Below are 20,311 nucleotides of genomic sequence, written 5' to 3'. Positions count from 1 at the left end.
GGCCCCGAACGTATGCCGCTTCGTCCTTCGCTGCCGCCACTGGGCTGGGCGGCGGCTGCGGCATGGTGCGGTGTCGCAGCTGCGCAGAAGGCGACCGCAACCCCGATTCTTGGCGGCGGACATTCAACCGTGTGGGCACTTGTGCTTGCGGTCTGTCTGGCATTCGCCGTGGGCGGTCTTCTGGTGCGCAGGCGTAAGACATTGGCCGCGCTCATTGTGTTCGCATTTGCTGCCAGCGCCGCGACGGCGGCGTTCTACTGGATGGACTTAGATACCAAGGCTTTGGAGCTGACACAGAGCGCAAATACGCACTGGACGATTGAAGTGCTCTCAGACGCCTCTACCGGGCGATTTGGGTCGAGTTCAGAGGCGACTATTCTCAGCCCGACGGGTATGGGCGCAGTCGTTTCGATCAATTGGCCGCAGGACTCGGCGGTGCCCGAGTTGGGCAGCCGTGTGGAAGTTACCGGCGGGATCACTGCACCGTCGCCAGAGGATCGCGCGTCCGGTGTCGCAGGCAGTTTGCGCGCAAAGGCGGTCTCGACTGCGGGTTGGGCGGAGAGTGCGCGGGGGATTGTCGGTCCGCTCAGGCAGTGGGCGTGCCGACAGGTCGCTTTGGTTCCCGGACCGGGAGGTGATCTTCTTGCGGGCGTGGTTCTCGGCGACAGGCGCCGGCTGTCTGGAACCGATGCAAACACCGACTTTCGAACGACGGGACTCACTCACCTCGTTGCGGTATCAGGCAGCCACCTTGTCGTGGTGGCAGCGGTGATCGGATGGGTGCTCGGGGCTCTGGGAGTTGGCAGGGTCATGCGCAGTGCGTCTATCGCCGTGCTGCTCGGAGGCTACGTCGTGCTCTCAGGCGTGCAGCCATCGGCGATCCGCGCATGGGTGATGGCTGTCGTCGTTTCGACCGCATGGCTCAGCGGGCGCCGGGTCGATGGCGGATCCGCCCTCGCAGCTGCAGTCATGGGAATACTGGTCCTCTCGCCTACAAGCGCGTTCGATCTGGGGTTCCGGCTCTCTGTTGCCGCTGTCGCCGGGTTGGTGCTGTTCGCAGGCCTGGGCGAGGCGTGGATCGCCGCTGGCTTGCCGAGGATGGTGCGCTCACTTGCCGGGCCGGCATCGCTCACGCTCGCGGCCACGGCGACAACTGCGCCGATGACGGTGCCGGTCTTCGGAATGCTTTCGCTGGTCTCACCGCTGGCGAACCTTCTGGTGGGGCCGATCGTCTCACTGGTGCTCGTGGTTGGGCTGGTGGGTTTGGCGGTCTCGGCGGTTGTAGCCCCGCTCGGTGGCATGGTGCTTCATGCTGCGGGGGCTGCGGGAGCGTGTGCGACGTGGGTGGCTGCGGTGTTGGCTCGCATGCCGCACGCGGCAGTGGCGCTTGCATTCCCTTTGGAGGCCACGGCGCTTCTGCTGGCGGCGGCGCTCCTCGTGTGGGGGATATGGCCTCGACCCACTCGCCGGCGAGCGACTGTGCTGCTGGGCATTCTGGCTCTCGGAATTGTGTTGCTCGCAGCAGGTCCGCGAATAGGGGCCGAACCAGAGATCGTTGTGCTCGATGTCGGGCAGGGCGATGCGATTCTGGTTCGCGACGGGTCGCACAGCCTGCTGGTCGACACAGGACCTTCAGCGTCTCAGCTTCGTCTGGCGTTGGCCCGAGAGAATGTGAGGACGCTGGACGGCGTCATCATCACGCACCTTCATGACGACCACTACGGCGGCCTATCGGCTCTTGAGGGTCTTGTGAGCGTCCCGTACGTTGCGATGCCGGCCGGATCGCTTAAGAGCACATCTCCGGCGATCGACGAGGCCCGGGCTCTTGCGGGCACCAACGTGCGTGAGTTGAGCGCGGGAGACAAGATCACGGTAGGGAAGTTCGAGCTCGTGGTTGTATGGCCCAGCGGCCCAGTCAAAGACGCGGCGACCAACGAAGCCAGCGTCGTGTTGCTTGTGTGGTCCGGGACACACTCCGCGTTGCTCACAGGGGATGCCGAGGAAGATGTTCTTCGCGAGATCATCTCAAAGAAGCTTGTCGACGGCATCGATACCCTGAAGGTGGGCCATCACGGCAGTGCCGGTGCGGTTGACTCAGAAGTGATGAGCGCGTTACACCCGAAGACGGCACTGATAAGTGTTGGCACGGGAAACAGGTTCGGCCATCCGGTGGCTACCACACTGCAGGCTCTTGTCCAGGGCGGAGCGATGGTCTTTCGGACCGATCAGGTTGGCGACGTGACTGCGCGATTCACTGACGATGGAGTCGTGATAACCGGCGCCAGACGCCTCGCCGCAGCGATGCAACCGATTCAGGTCGCGCAGGAGCGTGGTTTGGTTGGCACGTCATCGCTTCGGTGTGCGACACTGCTTTCGACCATTGCCGAATGGGACATGGCTGCAGCGATTCGTTGGGAGAAGAATGTCCAAGGGCTTGTCAGACCTCAAACCGGTCTACCTGATATACGGGAGCGAGCCCCTCCGCCTCGAGCAGGCTACTGCTCGGCTTAAGCAACGCGTGGCGGAAGCCGCGGACATTGATTTCAACTTGGACTCGTTCGATGGCGACAATGCTCGCGCGAGTGACGTGGTCGGCGCCTGTAACACGCTTCCTTTTGCGTCGGAACGCCGGCTGGTCATTGTGAAGAACGTCGAAAAGATGTCCAAGGATGCACAAGAGGAGATGGTGGCCTACATCGCCGACCCTTCTCCGACAACGGTTCTCGTGATGGTCGCGGCAAAGCTCGCCAAAAACACGAGACTCTTCAAGGCTGTCGACCGGCAAGGTGGCGCGTCAGAGTACTCGGCTCCGCGCAAGTCCGAGTATCCGGGCGAAGTGCAGCGGCTCTTCGCGGACAAGGGGAAACAGATACCGCTTCGCGCAGCCGAGTTGTTGGTGAACGCTGTCGGCTATGACCTGCGCCGACTGTCAGTCGAAGTGGAGAAGACGGTAGCCTACGTTGGCGGCAAGGCGAGAATCACCATCGAGGACATCGAGGAGGTCGCTTCGACGACCGCGGAAACCTCGGTGTTCGAGTATCTGGAGGCGCTTGGCAACCGTGATTGTCGAACCAGTTTGCGGCTGCTCGCTGGCCTGATAGCGGACGGCGAGTCGGTGCATGGGATCCACGCAATGTCGATACGCCTGATTCGGGACCTTATCACCGCGCGCGCCATGATTGACAGGGGACAGGGTTCGCTGCCGGGGATTGCGCGTGCCGTCGGCCGTCCGGACTGGCAAGTCAAGCAGTTGCCCAGACAGGCACAGGGGTTTACGGCAGATCAGCTTGCAGACATTTTGCGCGCCGCCGCCTCGGCAGAGGCGGAAATGAAAACGAGCCGGGACTCCCGACTCGTTCTCGAACTCTGGGTGGTGAAAGTCTGCGCTTAGGCCTTGATGCTGTTGGCAAGCTTCACGACGCCGGACTTGCGGTTGGATGCCTGGCTGGCGTGAATGATGCCCTTGCTGGCAGCCTTGTCGAGCAGCCGTGAAGCCGCAAGTGCGGCAGCCGCGGCGGTCTCGGCATCTCCGGCTGCAACAGCCGTGTGGACCTTCTTGACCGCAGACTTGAGTTCAGACTTGACGGCCTTGTTGCGCTGATGCGCCTTCTCGTTCGTGAGAATGCGCTTCTTCTGGCTCTTGATGTTCGCCACGTGCGTGTTCCTCCAGACGACTAACGATGGTGCCCGTCGCAGTGGGGTGCGTCCGAACCACGAGAGTCTAGCATACGGGCGTGGTGCTTGCTACACTCATGCGCCATGACGAACCCTGAGTACATACGAAACTTCTCGATCATCGCTCACATCGACCACGGTAAGTCGACTTTGGCTGACCGCATCCTTGAGTTGACTCACACTGTCTCAGAGCGCGACATGATGGAACAGGTGCTCGACTCAATGGATATCGAGCGCGAACGAGGCATAACCATCAAAGCCCAGGCGGTGCGGGTTCTCTATGACGCCGATGACGGGCAGCAGTACCAACTCAACCTTATCGATACTCCCGGCCACGTCGACTTCACCTATGAAGTCTCGCGGTCGCTGCAGGCCTGCGAGGGTGTCTTGCTCGTGGTCGACGCGACGCAGGGTGTTGAGGCGCAGACTGTCGCCAACGCACTGCTGGCCATGAACGCGCATCTGGAGATCATTCCGCTCATCAACAAGATCGATCTTCCCGCCGCGGACCCCGAGAGGGTACGCCACGAAATCGAAGAGGGTTTGGCCATACCGGCCGATGAGGCCGTGCTGGCATCGGGCAAGACCGGCGCGGGCGTTCGCGAGGCGCTCGAGGCGATCGTCCGCAACGTGCCTCACCCCGTCGGCGATCCGGACGCTCCTCTCACGGCGCTGATTTTCGACAGCTACTTCGACGCATATCGCGGAGTCGTCGCCCTCATCCGTGTCATCGACGGATCGGTCCGCAAGGGTCTCAAGATCCGCATGATGGCCACCGACGTGGTGACCGATGTCGAGGAAGTTGGCGTTCGTCGCCCCGCCAACCTCCCGATCGACGAACTCGGCGTAGGTGAAGTCGGCTACCTCATCACAGGGTTGAAGGATCCATCGCTTGTGAAGGTTGGCGACACCGTCACGCTTGCTCGGAACGGAGCGACCGAGCAGCTGCCCGGCTACCGCGAGGTCAAGCCGATGGTGTACACGGGCATCTTCCCGATCGACGGCGATCAGTACCCGGAGCTGCGCGACGCCTTGGACAAGCTCCGCCTCAACGATCCTGCGCTCGTATATGAACCGGAGTCTTCACATGCGCTCGGCTTCGGTTTTCGCGTCGGGTTCCTCGGCCTGCTGCATATGGAAGTCGTCAAGGAGCGTCTCGAGCGGGAGTTCGATCTCGATCTGCTCGCGACGGCGCCTTCGGTGGAGTACCACGCATATCTTACAGACGGCTCGATGTCGGTTCTGCACTCGCCCCAGGATATGCCCGATCCTTCACATCTCGATCATATGGAAGAACCCTATCTCAATACAACGATCCTCGTGCCGCCGGACTTCGTCGGTGCCGTCATGGAGCTTGCGACCGGGCGGCGTGCAACGTTTCTCAACATGCAGTACCTCTCAAAGAGCACTGTGGAGTTGCACTACGAGATGCCGCTCTCTGAACTCATCATGGACTTCTTCGACCAGCTCAAGAGTCGCACCAAGGGCTATGCCTCACTTGACTACGAGTACATCGGATTCCGTAGCGGCAATCTCGTCAAGCTCGACATCCTGCTCGCTGGAAAAGCTGTCGATGCACTGTCGTTCATAGTGCACCGGGACAAGGCCTACGACCGAGGCAAAGTCCTCACCGAGAAGCTCAAAGGCATCATTCCTCGGCAGATGTTCGAAGTACCGATTCAGGCGGCGATAGGCGGGCGCATTCTCGCCCGCGAGACCGTGCGTGCGATGCGCAAGGACGTGCTTGCCAAGTGCTACGGCGGCGACATCACGCGCAAGCGCAAACTGCTCGAAAAGCAAAAGAAGGGCAAGAAGCGCATGAAGAACATCGGCACCATCGAGGTTCCGCAGGAAGCCTTCATGGCGATTCTGAAAGTTGATGAGTAACTCGAAAGACAGGGGCCGCACGGCAGCTGCCAGCCCGCAGTTGCCTGCCCACTTCTACTTTCATGTGCCGTTCTGCCGATCCAAGTGCGCCTACTGCGATTTCTACTCCCTCACGTGTGTGAGCCGCGAACACGCCGAGGCGGTATTCTCCGGCATGGAAGCCGAGGTCCGTCGTTGGGCTGGCATGAAGATGCCGGGGGCGGTTGGCACCGTTTACGTGGGCGGCGGGACTCCGTCCTTGCACGCCGAGCGCGTCGGCCGTCTCATCACGCTGGTCAAGCGCGAGTTGCCTCTCTCTGAGGTCGCCGAGATCACCGTCGAGGCCAATCCGGACTCCTTGTCCGCCGATGCTCTCGCCGTCCTGATTGACGCAGGCGCGACCCGCATCAGTCTGGGCGTCCAAAGCTTCGACGACAGCGTCCTGCGTGTTCTCGGCAGGGCGCACGACGTCGCTCAGGCGCGCGCCGCATGCAGGCAACTGGCCGCCAGCGGTGTGGAGTTCTCTCTTGACCTTATGTGTGGGATTCCGGGTCAAAGCATGCGATCCTGGCGCGATACTCTGGGCGAAGCAGTCGGGACCGGATGTGCGCATGTATCGGTCTACCCGCTCTCCGTGGAAGATGGGACCCCCCTTGCTGCTGGGATTGCGGCAGGTGAGTTACAGTCGCCAGATCCGGACCTTGCCGCCGATATGATGCTCGAAGCTGAGCGCTTCCTAGCCGAGAATGGCCTCCATCGCTACGAAGTCGCGAACTACGCTGCGCCGGGTCACGAGTCGGCGCATAACACGGCGTATTGGACTGGCCGGCCCTATGCCGGGATCGGACCGGCCGCGCATGGAATGCTCGACGTCTCCACAGCGCGTGCGATGGGGTTGGTGTTCTCGGCCGCGTCTCCACTGGGGGCGGAATGCAGCCGCGTGAGGTACTCGGCGGCTGCCGACGTCGAGGCATGGCTTGCCGGCGAGAAACCGGAAGTCGAGGTGCTCAGTGCAGCGGAGTCGGTTCGCGAAGACCTGATGCTTGGGATGAGACTGACGCGCGGGGTGGCGCAGCGTGCGATCGAGGCGGCGGATTTGGGCGACGTTTTCGAATCTCTCGCTCGCGACGGACTCGTGAAGCAAGTGACCGGCACGGGAGCCGAGACGCGCTATGCGACCACGTCGCGTGGCTGGCTGCTCGGCAATGAGGTGTTCGGGAGAATATGGAACGCGGAGTAGGCAGAATCGCCGCTTCGCGCGAACGTTGGCACTCGGTATACTGGAGTGCCAACAGGTGGTATCGCTGATGCCATTTCAAGGAGGAACGATGCTGAACGAGCGTCGGCGGAGGGTCTTACAGGCCCTCGTCGAGGAATATGTGCAGAGCGCTACGCCAGTCGGGAGCAAAACGCTCGTCGATCGCTATGAGCTGGGCTGCAGCCCAGCCACGGTGCGTAACGAACTCGCGATCCTCGAGGAGACGGGCTACGTCGTTCAGCCGCATGTCTCGGCAGGCAGACTCCCAACAGACACCGGTTACCGGTCTTTCGTCAACGACATCATCGAACGAGGCAACCCTTCACTCGAATCCAATCGGATCAGGTCTGCGGGTCTGCGCGCCGCATCGGAGGTCGACGAGCTCATGCGCCGGACTTCGGTTGCGCTCACGGAACTCACCAACTGCCTTGCGGTTGTTCTCGCGCCGAGCGTTTCGCTTGCTCGCGTCAAACGTCTCGACCTTGTTTCCATGGCGCCGAACCGTGCGCTCTTCGTGCTTATCACTGAGGCTGGGCAAGTCGTCAATCACTCGATCATCCTTGCCGAGGAAGCGACACAGGTGCGCCTCCGAGAGGTGGAAGAGCTTCTGAACAGGCGTTTGTCCGGCAAGCAGGCCGAGGAGATCCGTATTGCGCGCTTTCGCTTGGAGGAAGGCCGCAACGGCGATGGGCTGGTATCGCGCGTCGTCGACGAGATTCTCGTATCCTTGGGAGAGGCGGATCGCGACCGGTTGTACCACGTGGGCGTTCCCGCGCTCTTGGCGCAACCGGAATTCCATGACGCCGAGCGTGCAGGACCGTTGATTGAGTTTCTTGAAGACGGCATCTCCGTGCTGGAGATGTTCTCTGACGCCCTCGGTAAGCGAGAGCTTACCGTTCGCATAGGCCACGAGAACCGCCGAGCAGAACTCGGGAACGTGAGTATCGTGGCGATGAACTACGGAACCGGCGTGGCCGACGGTGTGATCGGTGTAATCGGCCCCACACGCATGAACTATCCTCGCGCCATGGCTGCAGTACGTGCGGTCGCCGACGATTTGTCGGATGTCTTGAGCTGATACGCGGTCCGCAGGACCGTTTGACGACGAAAGGGATTTTCACGTGCCTACCGACACAAAAGATTACTACGGACTTCTTGAGCTCGAGCGCTCTGCAAGTGCTGCGGAGATCAAGAAAGCGTTTCGCCGCAAGGCGCGCGAGTTGCACCCTGATGTCAATTCCGCCCCCGACGCCGAGGAACGCTTCAAGGAGATAAACGAAGCCTACGACGTCTTGTCCGATCCTGCGAAACGCGAGCAGTATGACCGTTTCGGGTCTGTTGGTCCCGGCACGGGTGGTGGCTCGCAGTACGGGGACTTCGGTGACTTCTTCGGCGGTGGTGGCGGGTTCACGATGGAAGACATCTTCTCCAGCTTCTTTGGTGGCGTGTCGGGTGCTCGCACGGGCGTGCGTCTTGAGGGGCGGAATATGGCGCTGACTATCAGCGTCACGCTCGCCGAGGCTGCCGCAGGCGTGGAGAAGGAGATTATTGTCGATCGTTTGACGACCTGCGACGCGTGTACGGGAACCGGAGCGGCTGAAGGCAGCGAAGTCAGTACATGTCCTGACTGCCACGGATCCGGACAGCGCCTCATTCGGAAACAGACGTTCTTGGGAATTATGCAGTCTGCAGAACCATGTGAGCGGTGTGGAGCCACCGGCAGAGTCATCGACAATCCTTGTGAGGAATGCCAGGGTTCGGGCCGCGTACCCGATCGCGAGCACATCACCGTGACGATTCCCGCAGGCGTACGCGACGGCATGCAACTCGGCCTGCGCAACAAGGGCGAGGCGGGGATTCGCGGTGCTACAGGCGGCGACCTCATCGTCACCGTACGCGTCCAGCCCGACGAATACCTGCATCGCGAGGGCGACGACCTGCACTGCCGGGCCACGATCACCGTGACGCAGGCGGTTCTCGGCGCGGATCTTGAGGTCCACGGAGTCCTCGAGGACAGCACCGTCCATGTGCCGGCGGGGACTCAGGACGGCGACAAAATTCGCATCAAAAGCAAGGGGATGCCGCGGGTCAACGGGCTCGGCCATGGCGACCTGTTCGTGCATATCGGGATCGAAGTGCCGAAGAAGCTGACCAAACGTCAACGCGAACTCATGGAGGAACTCGCCAAGGAGTTCGGCGATGAGACGGCACAGTACAAGTCCCCTGTCCAGAAACTGCGAGACTGGCTTGGAGCTTAGAGGCCCCGCCATGTCGAATCATCGATTCTTTCTTGCTGAACCACTGGTGGACTCGAGGCAGCAGCAGCTGCCTCTCTCGGCGATGGATCTTCATCATGCAATCGCCGTCCTGCGTGTGAAGGCGGGGGAGACTATCGAGATCGTGGAGCCTACCGGCGATGCCTGGCTGGCATGCGTGGTGACCGTTGGGACCGAGGCCATCGATGCAGAGGTGGGCGAGCGAATCGCGCAGCACCCTCCGCAGACGCGCGTAACCCTGTTTCAGGGTGTCGCAAAGGGCGAGAAGATGGACGATGTGGTTCGACAGGCTGTGGAGGTGGGAGCCTTGGCGATCATTCCGGTTCTCACGAGCAGGTCGGTAGTGAAATACGACGACCGCAAGCGGCAGGACCGCGGAGAACGTTGGCGCAGGATCGCCCAGTCGGCCGCCAAGCAAGCGCACCGTGATTTCGTACCCAAGGTGAGCGATCCGGTCGACTTCGCCGAAGGCGCAGAACTTTTCGGCCGCTACGAGCGGGCGATTGTGCTGTGGGAAGAGCATCGGGGCGGTGGTCTTGCGGAGGCGCTTTCAGGGCTTGCGACGCTTGCTTCGGAGGTCGCACTCTTCGTGGGGCCCGAAGGCGGGCTGGCTGCCGAGGAGGTCGATGCGCTGGTTGCACGCGGAGCACGCGTGGCCACTCTCGGCCCATCGGTACTGCGAACCGAGACTGCCGCGGTCGTCGCGCTGGCTCTGGCGATTCACGAGCTCGGCGGTCTCGGGAGAGATCGATGAGTCTGCCCGGCATGCGAGCGGTCGCGCTTCAGACGCTCGGCTGCAAGGTGAACCGCGCCGAGAGCGAGCGCTTCGCCTCGGAGCTGCTTGGCTGCGGTGTCCGGCTAGCCGTCGAGGACGAGGCCGACGTCATCGTCATCAACACCTGTACGGTCACCTCGGAGGCTGACGCCAAGGCGAGAAAGGCCGTTCGCAGAGCGCTCAAATCCGCTGGACACCCCTTGGTCGTGGTCACGGGCTGCCTTGCCGCGATCGATGGTGCGTCGCTCTCGGCGCTTGGAGATAGGGTGGTCGTCGAGGCCGACAAGTCGAAGGTCTCCGCACGGGTCGCGGGGCTGCTTGGCGTTGACTCAGGAGAGTCAGTCTTCGGTGCGCCGCGTGCGACCAGAGCGCCGGGCGCGTTTCGCACACGGGCTGCAGTGAAGGTCGAAGACGGCTGCGACGCATACTGCTCCTACTGCATCGTTCCGTTCGCGCGCGGCGTTCCGCGCTCCGTGCCGCTTACCGAGGTCACCTCGCAGGTCGAGGCGCTCGCCGAGGCGGGCGTGCGAGAGATCGTTCTGACGGGCATCAATATCGGACGCTATCGTGATCCGGTCACCGGGACCGATCTTGCCGGCCTGATCGAAGCGGTGGCGGGTTCGGGTGTGGCTCGCCTCCGGGTGTCGAGTATTGAGCCGCTCGATCTGACAGCTCGGCTTCTCGACACGCTCGCGCGAGCCGGCGCCGCATGCGCTCATCTGCATGTGCCCCTTCAGGCCGGCAGCGACGCTGTTCTCTCGGCGATGGGGCGGGCGTACACGACCGCCGAGTACGCCGAGAGGATCGAAGCGGCCAGGTCGCGCATTCCCGGTCTCACGGTCACGACCGACGTCATGGTCGGCTTCCCGGACGAAACCGACGAGCAGGCCGCCGAAACGCGGGCGTTTTGTGAACGGATGGGGTTTTCGAAACTCCATGTGTTTCGATATTCGCGGCGGCCAGGAACGCTGGCAGCAGCGATGTCTGGTCAGGTCCTCGCGCCGGTCAAGGCTGCCCGCGCGGCAGCGCTGCGAGATGTCGGAGACGCTTTGCGGCGGCGTTTTGAACGTGGACGTATTGGTGGCGAGGCGATCGTCCTCGTCGAGAGCATCGAAGGCGCTATCGCTGTGGGCACGAGCGAGGACTATCTGCGCGTAAGGTTTCCCGCAGCCGAAGTTGGCAGGGGAGATCTCGTGAAAGTCAGAGTGACTGCCGTCGAAGCGGATCATGTGCTTGGAGAAACGATCCAGGGACGGTGGGGCGATCTGGCAAGTTAATTGCGCTCTTGATAGAGTGCTAGACTTCGATTCAGGCAAGAAGTGCGCGCATCGGTGTTTTTCGCACCGGTGATACAAGTGAAGAAGAGGTTCGAGCTACACCGTGGAATCCACGCAGATCCGACTTGTCGTACCGCCGGAAGTCGATATGGCCAGCCTTCTCGGCCAAGGAGATGTGCTGCTCAGGCTGATCGAAGACCAGTTTGAGTCAGACATCGTTGTCCGGGGCAACCAGATCACGATCGCGGGTCCCGCCGAGGACAGTCAGACGGTCTCCGCGTTGTTCTCGGAGATGGTGGGGCTTGTTGAACAGAAGGCGTCGTTGACTTTGGAGCTGGTCGAGCGCTCCATCGAGCTGATGCGTCACGGTGAGACCACCCCGACCGCTCTGCATGGGGACGTGATCCTCACGCACAAGGGTAAGGCTGTGCGCGCCAAGACCGCCGGTCAGAAACGCTACATCGATGCGATTCGCAAGAACACTATTACCTTTGGCATCGGTCCCGCCGGCACCGGCAAGACCTACCTCGCTATGGCGATGGCGGTCGAGGCACTGAAGCACAAGGAGGTCGGACGAATCATCCTGACGCGTCCGGCCGTCGAGGCTGGCGAGTCCCTCGGCTTTCTGCCCGGAACGCTCACCGAGAAGATCGATCCGTACCTGCGCCCGCTTTATGACGCGCTTTTCGACATGATGGACGCCGAGAAATCGGCCCAGCTCACGGAGCGCGGCGTCATCGAGATCGCCCCGCTCGCCTTCATGCGGGGGCGCACACTGAACGACTCGTTTGTCATTCTCGATGAGGCGCAGAACACGAGCCCGGAACAGATGAAGATGTTTCTGACGCGCTTAGGGTTCGGCTCCAAAATCGTCATCACGGGTGATGTGACTCAGACCGATCTTCCCAAAGGAGCCTCGGGTCTGCGTCAGGTCAGAGACATTCTGCACGGCATTCCGGATATCGAGTTTTGTGACCTGACGGCCAAAGATGTCGTGCGACACAAACTCGTCCAGCGTATCGTGAGTGCCTACAGCGAGTACGAGGAGGCATACGCACCCGCGGATTCTGCAGGGATGCGGCCGCACCATGGGTAGGTACCGCGAGATCACCGACAACGCCAGCAGGCTGGTGGCGCGCAGCGTGAAGACATCGTTTCCTTCCCAGCCGATCGTCTACGCATCGATCGTGCTTGCGTCCGCGCTGATCGTGCTCGCCGGCGGCGCTGTCGCGTGGCTGCTGGCTGCGGCGTTGGGTGCCAGCGACGAGGTTATCGCAGCAGCCGCTTTCGTGGGCGCGGTCGGTGCGGCGACGGCGACCGCAATCGGCCTGATCATCGTGCCGTTCATCCGCGATAGTCTGGGGCTGACAGAAGACATCCGATTGCTTGAGGCTGCCAGTCCTGCCCACCCCCTGATGCGCGAGTTGATCACCGTCGCTCCGGGTACGTACACGCACTCGGTCGCAGTCGCGAATCTCGCAGAGGCAGCGGCGGAAGCCTTGGGCGCGGATCCGCTCGTCACGAGAGTTGGCGCGTACTACCACGACATCGGCAAGGTCCGACGCCCTCTGTACTTCTTCGAAAACCAGCGGCCCGATTTCAATCCGCACGACCAGACGGACGCGATCGCCTCCGCACTCATCATCACAGCACACGTCAATGATGGCATCGCCCTAGCGGACCGGTACCGGTTGCCGCCGAAAGTGATCGCGATAATCCGCCAACATCATGGGACGTCGCTCGTGCGCTACTTCTACAACAAGGCTGCGCTTGCCGATGCCGCGGTCTACGAGGCGGATTTTCGCTACAGAGGAGAACTCCCCTCGACCCGCGAGGCGGCGCTCGTCATGACCGCAGATGCGTGTGAGGCCGCCGTTCGCGCGATCCAGCATCCCACCGAGGGGAGAGTAGGAGCTGTAGTGCGCTCGGTCGTCAGCGAGAAGCTTGCCGACGGCCAGCTTGCTCAAGCCGGGCTGACGTCAGACGAACTCGATACAATCGAGTCGATCTACATTCGAACGCTTGTGGGCATGTATCACGCACGGTGCGAATACCCGCCCATCCCCGAGATTCTGAGGAGGCCCATCAGTGCAGATCAGCATCACGAGTCACCGCGAACCTGAACCACTCGACCTCTCGGCGTTTGAGAGGCTCGCAGGGTTCGTTCTGGACCGAGAAGAGGCACCTGACACCATTGAGCTGTCCGTGGCGATTGTTGACGTTGACGAGATTGCGGAACTCAATCGTGTCTACCGGGGCAAGGAGGGGCCAACCGACGTTCTTTCCTTCGGGTGCGACGATCCTTGCGCGGTTTCCGACTCCGACGAGCCGATCACTCTTGGCGATGTCGTTATCGCTCCCGAAATCGCCGAGGCCCAAGCGGCCGAGTACGGTCACACGGTCGAGGAGGAACTGAACCTTCTGCTCGTCCACGGCGTGCTGCACCTTCTCGGCTATGACCATGAAGAAGATGACGACGCGGAAGTGATGCAGGCTCGCGAACGGTCGCTGCTGACCGCGTGGGTTGCGGCGAGCTGAAGAGGCGCATGGGAGTGACACGGCCACTGATCGGGAGTTTCGACTACGCGATCCAAGGCCTCGTGCACGTGCTGCGGACTCAGCGCAATATGCGCCTGCACGTTCTTGCAGCGGCGCTGACGCTGATCGCGGCGGCTGTTCTCGGCGTCGAGCGATTTGGCTTGGTCGCGATCGTCTTCGCAATATTCCTGGTGCTGATCATGGAGGTACTGAATACCGCGATCGAGGCTACGGTCGACATCGCGACCAACACCTTTGATCCATTGGCGAAGATCGCGAAGGATGTTGCTGCGGCAGCTGTGTTCTTGGCGGCGCTCAACGCACTCGTCATCGCGTATCTGGTGATGTTCGACCCGCTCCGCCGGATAGCGGCTGAGGGGTTGAAGCTCGCAAAGATCGCCTCGGCGGACCTCACAGTGATCGCCTTGGGACTCGTCCTTCTGGTGGTCATTGTGCTCAAGGCCGCATCTCATACGGGTACGTTCCTGCATGGCGGCTGGCCGAGCGGACATGCGGCAGTTTCCTTTGGGGCGGCTCTCGTGCTTGGGTATGTGACCGACAATGCCTCGGCCCTTGTGCTCGCCATGGGGCTGGCAGTGCTCGTCGCGCAGAGCCGGGTGGAGGGTAGAATCCATTCGATTCCGCAGGTGATCGTCGGTGCCTTGGTCGGGATGGTCGTTGTCTTCGCCGTATTCCAGTTGTTCTTCCGATGAGAGGAAAGATCACGATGCTCGCTGCGACTCAATCTGACCTCACGTTGCTCGCCTTCGCCCGAGAGGCCCAGCAGAAGGCGTACGCTCCGTATTCGAGGTTTCGTGTCGGCGCGGCGGTTTACGCGAATGGAGAAATCTTCCAAGGTGTCAACGTCGAGAACGCGGCATACGGCGCCACGATATGTGCCGAACGCTCGGCCGTCTCGGCGGCCGTGACGGCAGGCTGCACCGATATCACAGGTCTTGCCGTGGTCGGAGACTCGAGTTCTCCGGTCAAGCCATGCGGCTGCTGCCGCCAGGTTCTGGCCGAGTTCAATCCTCATTTGCGTCTCATCATGGGCGGAACCACGGATGAGGTTCGCGTAGCGTCGCTTGACGAGTACCTCCCGGAGCCGCTCACTCGCTCATACCTCGATCAGAATGTGGACAGATAGATGGCAAAGTACAACGAATCCGAGACACCAGGCGCCGTGAAGAGTGGTTTCGTCGCGCTCGTCGGCCGTCCCAACTCCGGCAAGTCGACGCTCGTCAACGCGATCGTCGGCACAAAAGTCGCGATCACCTCGGACAAGCCGCAGACGACGCGCCATCGCCTGCGTGCGGTCTACGACCGAGATGATGCTCAACTCGTGCTCGTTGACACGCCCGGGCTCCACAAGCCTATCGACGCCTTGGGCGAGGAGCTCAACCGTTCAGCGCTCAAGTCGCTCGAAGACGTCGACGTCGTCGCAATGCTCATCGACGCGACGGCTTCCATTGGCACCGGAGACAAGTGGGTTGCGCAACACGTGGCCGCTGCCAAGGCAAAGAAGATCCTGGTGCTTACGAAAGCCGATATTGCGACAGCCGGCCAGGTCGACACGCAGCTGCGGGCCGGTCGGGCGCTGCTCGATTTCGACGACGAGGTAGTCCTTTCATCTGTGAAGGACCACAACGTCAAGGCGTTCGTGAACATGGCAATTGGCTTTCTGCCTATGGGTCCTCGGTGGTTTCCCCGCGACATGCCGACAGATCAGTCGCTCGAGGTAATGATCGCCGAGTTCGTCCGGGAGAAGATCCTGCGATCCACATTCGACGAGGTTCCGCATGCGGTTGGCGTGGCCATTGAAGAGATGGAGTATGACGAGAAGACCAACTTCTGGAGCATCTGGGCCGTGGTCTACGTCGAGCGGGATTCACAGAAGGGCATCATCATCGGCAAGAAGGGCGAGATGCTCAAATCGATCGGTTCCGACGCTCGTGTGGACCTCGAGCGTTTGCTGGCGGGCAGGGTATTCCTGAACTTGAGCGTGAAAGTGAAGTCGAACTGGCGACGCGATGCGTCCCAGATCAGGCGCTTCGGATACGGGCAGGGACTGTGAGTGTTCCCGGGTACAGTGAGCTGGCAGCCTTCATCGATCAGACGCTGCTGAGCCCTACGATCGGGCTTTCCGCAGGTGCTCGGTGGATTGCCGAGAACCGCGACCGCGGGTTCGCCTCGCTGTGCGTGGCGCCCTTTCTGGTTCCCCTCGCGTCGGCAGCGCTTCGAGATTGTGAGACGAAGACCTGCTCCGTTGTCGGCTTTCCGCTCGGCTATTCGCTAGCGGCCTCGAAGGCCGAGGAGGCGAAGCTTCTGTGCGAGCAGGGCTGCGATGAGATCGACATGGTGCTCAACATCGCGGCATTGCTGGAAGGGGACAGCTCCTTTGTTCGCGACGACATAGCCGGTGTTGTTGAAGCTGTTCGAAGCGCGGGTCGTCCCGGAGGTCTTGTGAAGGTCATTCTCGAGACTGGCTATCTTGGGGAATCGGACATAAGGCTCGGGTGCCGGCTGGCCGTCGAAGCCGGAGCGGACTTCGTGAAAACATCAACCGGCTTTGGCCCTCGCGGAGCGAGTGCCCGAGACGTCGAGATAATGGTGCAAGAGGTTGAGTCACGCGCACGCGTCAAGGCAGCCGGTGGAATACGCAGCTTGGATCTTGCTCTGGAGCTCATCGCGGCGGGTGCGGTGAGGATCGGAACGTCCGCCGGCCAGGAGATCCTGTCGGAAGCATGGAAGCAAGAAGCTTTGGACGCGTGATACGCACATGCCGTCGTACTCACTCTGTGCGCTCGTACTGCGCAAGACGAAACTTGGCGAGACCGACAGCATTCTGACACTGCTGTCGTCCGACGGCCGACAGGTGCGTGCGGTTGCGAAAGGCCTCAGGAGACCCGGCGGCAGATTTGGCGCGCGACTCGAGCCGTACGCCGTCGTCGACCTTCTGGTGCATTCCGGCAAGTCACTCGACATCATCACGGAGGCGTCGACTTCGTCCTCGCACGCCGGGCTTCGCGAGGATCTTGATCGCTCCTCGGCGGCGGCGGTCGTGGCTGACCTGATCGACAAGATCTCGGTCGAGGGACAAAGCGAGCAGCGACTCTTTGGTTTGGCGGTTGCAACTCTCGACGTGCTCGAGAGTGCCCCATTGGAGGCGCTCCCGTCTGTGATAGTCGCGTTTCTCGCAAAGGCCATGGCAATGCATGGTTACCGACCAGAGCTGGCGACGTGCGCACGCTGCGGTGCGGACGCGGCGGCAGGCGTGCGGTTCTCGGTTGTTGCGGGAGGAGCGCTGTGTCCGCAGTGCGGTGAAGGTGACGGCGGAGCGCTGCCTTTCGGGCCGGAGGGGCGTGCTTGGCTTGAGAGGCTTCTGGGCGCCAAGATGATCGAGATTCCCGAGCTGGGCATGCCACAGGCGGCTGTCGCCGACTGTTTCGATCTTCTGCGAGCGTTTGCCGCATTCCATGTTGCTGCGCGGCTCAGAGCACTCGACTTCTACGCGGGGCTACTCAGATCTTGAGGGAATGCTCGATGAGCCCGTGAGGGGATGAGGCCCGAGTGGCATCGGCCGTAAATGGCGCTTTGTCGTGTAAGATGGCTGCACACCGGTTGCGGCCGCATCTGGCTGCATTGATCGCAAAGGGGAAACTTCTAAAGCGATGAGTTCTCTGACGTTTCAGGACATCATTCTCGCTCTGTCTCGCTACTGGGCCGATCAGGGGTGCGTTGTTTTGCAGCCCTACGACACAGAAGTTGGGGCGGGGACGTTTCACCCGGCGACCACACTAAGATCCTTGGGTCCGGATGCGTGGCGTACGGCGTATGTTCAGCCGTCCCGTCGTCCGTCGGACGGACGCTACGGGGAAAATCCCAACCGGCTCCAGCATTACTACCAGTTCCAGGTCATCCTCAAGCCCTCTCCTGACGATGTACTCGACCTCTATCTGAACTCTCTGCGCGCGATTGGCATCGAACCTGCCGATCACGACATCCGCCTGGTCGAAGACGATTGGGAGTCTCCCACGCTCGGCGCCTGGGGTTTGGGCTGGGAAGTGTGGCTCAACGGCATGGAGTGCACGCAGTTCACGTACTTCCAACAAGTGGGGGGCTTCGAGTGTCGCCCCGTCCCTGCCGAGATCACCTACGGCCTCGAGCGTCTCGCGATGTACATCCAGGGCGTGGACAGCGTCTACGACCTCATCTGGTCAAAGGGACCGGACGGGCACGTGTTTACCTACGGGGACGTGTTCCTGAAGAATGAGCAGCAATACTCCGCCTACAACTTCGAAGTTGCCGATGTCGACATGCTGCTCGGCCTCTTCACGACGTTTGAAGGCGAGTGCAGCCGTACCCTGAACGCTGGGCTAGTTCTGCCGGCATATGACTACGTCTTGAAGTGTTCGCACGCATTCAACCTGCTTGACGCTCGCGGCGCCATCTCTGTGACCGAGCGTCAAGGCTACATTCTGCGCGTACGGGCGCTTGCCAAGGCATGCTGTGCGGCCTACATCGAACTTGTCACCCCTTCTGCGGCGACCGAAGGGGGGGCAGCGAGATGACGAGGAATCTTGTATTTGAGATTGGCGTCGAGGAGATGCCTTCCGGGGCGCTCTACGGTGCCATCGAACAACTCCAGGTCGCTGTTCCCAAGGCCTTGGACAATGCGCGCATCGAGTATGACGAAATCAGCGTTTTTGGCGCTCCGCGCCGCCTCGTCATCAGTGTGACTGAGCTGTCTGAACACCAAGCCAATGCCGTCAACACCTTCAAGGGCCCCTCGGCTGCCGCCGCTTTCGCCGAGGACGGTGCTCCCACCAAGGCTGCCATCGGTTTTGCCCGGGGTAAGGGCGTCGGCGTCGAATCGCTCACCGTCGTTGATGATGAAGCGGGCGCCTACGTCTACGCGATCGTCGAAGTGATCGGCGGGCCTGCCACCGAAGTACTCCCGACACTGCTCGCGCGCCTCGCCGAGAGTATCGAGTGGCCGCGGTCCCAGCGATGGGGGAGCGGAGACGCGCGCTTCACGCGCCCGGTGCGCTGGCTGCTCGCTCTCTTCGGCGGCGAGACAGTCCCCGTCGAGTTTGCCGGGTTGGTGGCGGGCCGGATCACCCGGGGTCACCGCCTCCTGGCTCCCGGCGAGATCGAGGTCCCGACAGCCGACGAGTACGCGCGTGCCCTCTCGCGTGGCAAGGTTGTGGCCGACCAGGCCGAGCGCGCCAAGCTCATCCGTGAAGGCATCTCCACCGTCGCCGAGCAGATCGGTGGGCGCGTCGTGGTGCCGGAGAAGACGTTTGCCGAGGTTGTGAACCTCGTCGAGTATCCGACCGTGGCGGTTGGCACGTTCGACGAGGCGTTTCTGAAGGTGCCGCGCGAGATACTCGAGAATGCCATGGGAAGCCACCAGCGTTACTTCCCGGTCGAAAGCTCGGACGGCACGCTCACGAACCGCTTTGTTGTCGCGCACAACGGCGATCCGGCACGCACCGACGCAATCGTTCGCGGCCATGAACGCGTGATTCGCGCGCGTCTTTCAGACGCGGCATTCTTCTTCCAGGAGGATCTCGCCAACCCGCTCGAGTCCTACGTCGCCAAACTGGACAAGATCGTCTTTCAGACCAAGCTGGGGTCGCTCGGCGACAAGACGCGGCGTGTCGAGTCTCTCGCCGAGAAGATCGCGGAACTCACGGACGCGGGCCCCGACGAGGCCGCCTACGCGATCCGCGCGGCGCATCTCGCCAAGGCCGATCTCGTCACCAGCGCCGTGATCGAGTTCACCGATCTTCAGGGCGTCATGGGCGGATACTACGCCGCGGCCGCCGGTGAAGAGCCGGGAGTTGTCTCGGCGATCATGGAACACTATCGGCCCAGATTCGCAGGCGACGCACTTCCTGCCACCGCCGCAGGGCGCATCGTCGCGCTTGCCGACAAGTTCGACACCATCGTCGGCATATTCGCGGCTGGAAAGGCCCCAACCGGCTCGGCCGATCCCTTTGCGCTTCGCCGCGCAGCGATCGGCATTCTACAGATCATGCTCGACGCCAAGCTCAGCGTGGGTCTGAACGCGCTGGTCACGGCCACGCTTGAGGGCTACCAAGATGTTCTGGCGTTCGACTCTGAGGCTAGCGGCGGCGACGTCAAGGCATTCTTCACCGCGAGGCTCGATGGGCTCCTGCGTGAGCGCGGCAACGCATACGACACAGTTGCGGCCGTGCTTGCAGTTGCGGCAGACGATCCCGCGGACGCGCTTGCTCGATGCGAGGCACTCACGGCACTTCGCGAGTCGAGCGATGACATGGAGGATCTGTCGGTCGCATTCAGCCGTGCCCGCAACATCGCTCAGGCGGATCTCGGCACGAGGGTGGACCGCGCACTCATGGGTGCGGAGGAGTCGGCGCTTGCCGATGCACTCGACGTCGCCGAGGGGCTTGCGGACACGCTCATCAGTCAGCGCGCCCACTCGGCTCTGCTGGAGTCCTTCGCGGGATTGCGCGGCCCGATCGACGAGTTCTTCACCGGCGTCTTGGTCATGGATCCCGACAGTGCGGTGCGCGAGAATCGGTTGAGGCTCCTGAACCGCTTCATTGCGTTGTTCGCCCGGTTCGCCGACTTCAGCAGATTGGCAGGGTAGTTCGCG

General features: G+C 62.0%; 19 protein-coding genes. 18 read left to right on the top strand and 1 reads right to left on the bottom strand.

From position 1 onward, the window contains the following. Positions 1-12: 12 nt before the first annotated feature. Both HGA39_01370 and holA read left to right on the top strand, forming a co-directional pair. Positions 13-2,511 (top strand): DNA internalization-related competence protein ComEC/Rec2, encoded by a 2,499-nt coding sequence (locus HGA39_01370; GenBank protein NTW28003.1) that lies wholly within the window; start codon positions 13-15, stop codon positions 2,509-2,511. Then, positions 2,435-3,391 carry a DNA polymerase III subunit delta gene (gene holA / locus HGA39_01365; GenBank protein NTW28002.1) on the top strand — a complete coding sequence of 319 codons (957 nt, stop codon included), beginning with the start codon at positions 2,435-2,437 and terminating at the stop codon, positions 3,389-3,391. The genes HGA39_01370 and holA overlap by 77 nt, the downstream gene beginning before the upstream one ends. On the opposite strand, the gene rpsT is transcribed toward holA, so the two are convergent. Beyond that, positions 3,388-3,654 (bottom strand): 30S ribosomal protein S20, encoded by a 267-nt coding sequence (gene rpsT, locus HGA39_01360; GenBank protein ID NTW28001.1) that lies wholly within the window; start codon positions 3,652-3,654, stop codon positions 3,388-3,390. The two genes, holA and rpsT, sit on opposite strands and share 4 nt — an antisense overlap. Positions 3,655-3,759: 105 nt before the next feature. On the opposite strand from rpsT, the gene lepA reads away from it, so the two are divergent. The 16 genes from lepA (at position 3,760) to HGA39_01280 (ending at position 20,305) form a co-directional block, all read left to right on the top strand. Continuing rightward, entirely contained in the window at positions 3,760-5,562 is a 1,803-nt protein-coding gene (gene lepA / locus HGA39_01355; GenBank protein NTW28000.1) for an elongation factor 4, read from the top strand. Then, complete coding sequence (hemW, locus tag HGA39_01350) at positions 5,555-6,781, top strand: radical SAM family heme chaperone HemW (protein ID NTW27999.1); 1,227 nt, start codon at positions 5,555-5,557, stop codon at positions 6,779-6,781. Before lepA ends, hemW begins: the two co-directional genes overlap by 8 nt. An 88-nt stretch (positions 6,782-6,869) precedes the next feature. Continuing rightward, entirely contained in the window at positions 6,870-7,877 is a 1,008-nt protein-coding gene (gene hrcA, locus HGA39_01345) for a heat-inducible transcription repressor HrcA (GenBank protein ID NTW27998.1), read from the top strand. 43 nt (positions 7,878-7,920) lie between these two features. Continuing rightward, entirely contained in the window at positions 7,921-9,057 is a 1,137-nt protein-coding gene (gene dnaJ / locus HGA39_01340; protein NTW27997.1) for a molecular chaperone DnaJ, read from the top strand. A 10-nt stretch (positions 9,058-9,067) separates the two neighbouring features. Then, positions 9,068-9,829: a 16S rRNA (uracil(1498)-N(3))-methyltransferase gene (locus HGA39_01335; protein ID NTW27996.1), complete on the top strand. Its 762-nt coding sequence runs from the start codon at positions 9,068-9,070 to the stop codon at positions 9,827-9,829. Next, positions 9,826-11,127: a tRNA (N(6)-L-threonylcarbamoyladenosine(37)-C(2))-methylthiotransferase MtaB gene (gene mtaB / locus HGA39_01330; GenBank protein NTW27995.1), complete on the top strand. Its 1,302-nt coding sequence runs from the start codon at positions 9,826-9,828 to the stop codon at positions 11,125-11,127. Before HGA39_01335 ends, mtaB begins: the two co-directional genes overlap by 4 nt. 148 nt (positions 11,128-11,275) lie before the next feature. Then, positions 11,276-12,223, top strand: coding sequence for a PhoH family protein (locus tag HGA39_01325; GenBank protein ID NTW27994.1), 948 nt, complete (start codon positions 11,276-11,278; stop codon positions 12,221-12,223). Beyond that, entirely contained in the window at positions 12,216-13,250 is a 1,035-nt protein-coding gene (locus HGA39_01320) for an HDIG domain-containing protein (GenBank protein ID NTW27993.1), read from the top strand. The genes HGA39_01325 and HGA39_01320 overlap by 8 nt, the downstream gene beginning before the upstream one ends. Continuing rightward, entirely contained in the window at positions 13,216-13,665 is a 450-nt protein-coding gene (gene ybeY / locus HGA39_01315) for an rRNA maturation RNase YbeY (GenBank protein ID NTW27992.1), read from the top strand. Before HGA39_01320 ends, ybeY begins: the two co-directional genes overlap by 35 nt. 14 nt (positions 13,666-13,679) lie before the next feature. After that, a complete protein-coding gene (locus HGA39_01310; GenBank protein NTW27991.1) occupies positions 13,680-14,378 on the top strand; it encodes a phosphatase PAP2 family protein in 699 nt (232 codons plus the stop codon). A 14-nt stretch (positions 14,379-14,392) separates the two neighbouring features. Continuing rightward, positions 14,393-14,812, top strand: a complete 420-nt coding sequence (cdd, locus tag HGA39_01305; protein NTW27990.1) for a cytidine deaminase — start codon at positions 14,393-14,395, stop codon at positions 14,810-14,812. After that, positions 14,813-15,739, top strand: a complete 927-nt coding sequence (locus HGA39_01300; protein ID NTW27989.1) for a GTPase Era — start codon at positions 14,813-14,815, stop codon at positions 15,737-15,739. Next, positions 15,736-16,437: a deoxyribose-phosphate aldolase gene (gene deoC, locus HGA39_01295; GenBank protein NTW27988.1), complete on the top strand. Its 702-nt coding sequence runs from the start codon at positions 15,736-15,738 to the stop codon at positions 16,435-16,437. The genes HGA39_01300 and deoC overlap by 4 nt, the downstream gene beginning before the upstream one ends. Positions 16,438-16,444: 7 nt before the next feature. After that, positions 16,445-17,197, top strand: a complete 753-nt coding sequence (recO, locus tag HGA39_01290) for a DNA repair protein RecO (protein ID NTW27987.1) — start codon at positions 16,445-16,447, stop codon at positions 17,195-17,197. A 139-nt stretch (positions 17,198-17,336) separates the two neighbouring features. Next, positions 17,337-18,236, top strand: coding sequence for a glycine--tRNA ligase subunit alpha (locus HGA39_01285; GenBank protein ID NTW27986.1), 900 nt, complete (start codon positions 17,337-17,339; stop codon positions 18,234-18,236). Then, positions 18,233-20,305, top strand: coding sequence for a glycine--tRNA ligase subunit beta (locus HGA39_01280; GenBank protein NTW27985.1), 2,073 nt, complete (start codon positions 18,233-18,235; stop codon positions 20,303-20,305). The genes HGA39_01285 and HGA39_01280 overlap by 4 nt, the downstream gene beginning before the upstream one ends. Positions 20,306-20,311: the final 6 nt, after the last annotated feature.

Source organism: Coriobacteriia bacterium, assembly GCA_013336165.1.
Classification (GTDB): Bacteria; Actinomycetota; Coriobacteriia; order Anaerosomatales; family JAAXUF01; genus JAAXUF01.
The sequence above is the reverse complement of the archived record's forward strand: the minus strand, read 5'-3'. Positions and strand labels throughout refer to the sequence as shown.

Excerpts from the sequence above, each read along its gene's own strand:
- HGA39_01370 (NTW28003.1), top strand. The coding sequence starts at position 13 with ATGCCGCTTCGTCCTTCGCTGCCGCCACTGGGCTGGGCGGCGGCTGCG.
- lepA (NTW28000.1), top strand. The coding sequence starts at position 3,760 with ATGACGAACCCTGAGTACATACGAAACTTCTCGATCATCGCTCACATC.
- hemW (NTW27999.1), top strand. The coding sequence starts at position 5,555 with ATGAGTAACTCGAAAGACAGGGGCCGCACGGCAGCTGCCAGCCCGCAG.
- hrcA (NTW27998.1), top strand. The coding sequence starts at position 6,870 with ATGCTGAACGAGCGTCGGCGGAGGGTCTTACAGGCCCTCGTCGAGGAA.
- HGA39_01335 (NTW27996.1), top strand. The coding sequence starts at position 9,068 with ATGTCGAATCATCGATTCTTTCTTGCTGAACCACTGGTGGACTCGAGG.
- mtaB (NTW27995.1), top strand. The coding sequence starts at position 9,826 with ATGAGTCTGCCCGGCATGCGAGCGGTCGCGCTTCAGACGCTCGGCTGC.
- HGA39_01325 (NTW27994.1), top strand. The coding sequence starts at position 11,276 with ATGGCCAGCCTTCTCGGCCAAGGAGATGTGCTGCTCAGGCTGATCGAA.
- HGA39_01320 (NTW27993.1), top strand. The coding sequence starts at position 12,216 with ATGGGTAGGTACCGCGAGATCACCGACAACGCCAGCAGGCTGGTGGCG.
- cdd (NTW27990.1), top strand. The coding sequence starts at position 14,393 with ATGCTCGCTGCGACTCAATCTGACCTCACGTTGCTCGCCTTCGCCCGA.
- HGA39_01300 (NTW27989.1), top strand. The coding sequence starts at position 14,813 with ATGGCAAAGTACAACGAATCCGAGACACCAGGCGCCGTGAAGAGTGGT.
- recO (NTW27987.1), top strand. The coding sequence starts at position 16,445 with ATGCCGTCGTACTCACTCTGTGCGCTCGTACTGCGCAAGACGAAACTT.
- HGA39_01285 (NTW27986.1), top strand. The coding sequence starts at position 17,337 with ATGAGTTCTCTGACGTTTCAGGACATCATTCTCGCTCTGTCTCGCTAC.
- HGA39_01280 (NTW27985.1), top strand. The coding sequence starts at position 18,233 with ATGACGAGGAATCTTGTATTTGAGATTGGCGTCGAGGAGATGCCTTCC.